The sequence below is a fragment of the Streptomyces boluensis genome, from assembly GCF_009908195.1.
Classification (GTDB): Bacteria; Actinomycetota; Actinomycetes; order Streptomycetales; family Streptomycetaceae; genus Streptomyces; species Streptomyces boluensis.
Genome location: NZ_JAAAHS010000714.1, coordinates 1 through 1,361, shown reverse-complemented (window position 1 = coordinate 1,361; position 1,361 = coordinate 1). Strand labels below are relative to the sequence as shown.

The 1,361-nt window shown below is 70.8% G+C and carries 1 protein-coding gene and 1 pseudogene; both read right to left on the bottom strand.

Translation table 11 applies throughout. The annotated features are described in order from the left end of the window. Window positions 1-56: 56 nt before the first annotated feature. The gene (locus GUY60_RS37670; RefSeq protein ID WP_161705996.1) at window positions 57-992 is read right to left on the bottom strand and encodes a MerR family transcriptional regulator; all 936 of its coding nucleotides are present in this window, start codon (window positions 990-992) and stop codon (window positions 57-59) included. A gap of 116 nt (window positions 993-1,108) precedes the next feature. Then, a pseudogene (locus GUY60_RS37665) lies at window positions 1,109-1,361 on the bottom strand (hypothetical protein); the annotation flags it as partial.

The window sequence follows — 1,361 nt, the reverse complement described above, 5'->3', positions numbered from 1 at the left end:
CCGCACCGCACCGCCCCGCACCGCTGCCGTACGCGGGACTGCCGTACGCGGGACTCCTACGCAGCGTGAGCGCGCAGGGCTTCGGTGAACCAGGTGAACACCGGGGCCAGGCTGGGCGGGGCGGGCCAGCCGTTGATGACGGCCAGCAGGTGCCAGTAGCGCTCCGTGCGCGGGTCGCCCGCGATGTCCAGGCGGGTCAGCAGCCAGTGGCGCAGGTCGGTGTCGTCGGCTCGGCTGAAGGTGTGCGCGTAGCGGGCGGTGAGGGCGTCGATGATGGGTGCGGCCTCGGCCGAGGCCGGAGCGATGCCCGTTTCGAGGGCCTGGCCGACGCGGTCGCGGACGGTCTCGGTGAGTTCGTGGTGCAAGCCGGTGACGTCGCCCTGGGCGCGCTCGGCCGCCTGGTACTCGGCCATGCGGCGGACGGCGGCACGGAAGTCCGGGTCCTGGGCGAGTTCGGCGAGTTCCACCCAGGCCTCGACCTGATCGGGTGCGGGGTCGTCCGGCATTTCGGGCATGGCCGAACGCATCATCTCGACGAAGTCGGCGTTGGCGTCGAGCCCGCCGAAGGTGTCGTCGATGAAGTCGGTGATGAGGCGTCGGCGTTCGTCGTCGGAGAGCTTGGCAAGTTTGTGCATGAGGTCCATCTCCTCGGGGCTTGAGCCACGTTCGGCTACCGCTCGCAGCACCGCGCGACGCAGTCGGAGGGTGCGGATCTGCAGCTCCAGGGCGTCGGCGTGCGCGGCCGCGACCTCGGGCACGGAGACTTCCCGGTTCAGCACCTGCCGGATGACGGCAAGGTCGAGCCCCAGGTCGCGCAGGGTGCGTACGAGATCCAGACGCGCCAGTGCGCCGATGTCGTAGAGGCGGTAGCCGGCCGGGCTGCGGTCTGTCGGCGGCACGATTCCGGTGTCGGAGTAGAACCGAATGGTCTTGACCGTCAGCCCGGTCCGCCGGGCCAGGGCCCCGATCGTGAAGAGCGTGTCGCCGTCCATGCCTGCACTCTCGTGCCTCCCCCTGCGGGAGACTCAAGCCCAGTTTCCTCGTTGCCGCGTGGCGGGCAGTGGCGGCCGTTGGTGATCGGCTCCCGCCACCGTTGAGTTGAGGGCACTCAAGCCGCCTCGTTCACCCCCACCCGCACCCCATGAATCACCTCAGGCCCCACGTCCAGGCCGCGCAGCGCCATCTCCAGGGCCCAGCGGCGGTGGGCCTGGGCGCGTTGTTCGGGGGGTACGGGTTTCGCGCGGGCGTGTGGGAAGACGTACGGGCGGAGGGTGTTCCAGATCGGTGGGTCCACGTACAGCGTGTCGTCGGTGGCCGCGTCGGCCGCGTACGGGCTGCGGTGGCGCGGTGCGGTGAGGACG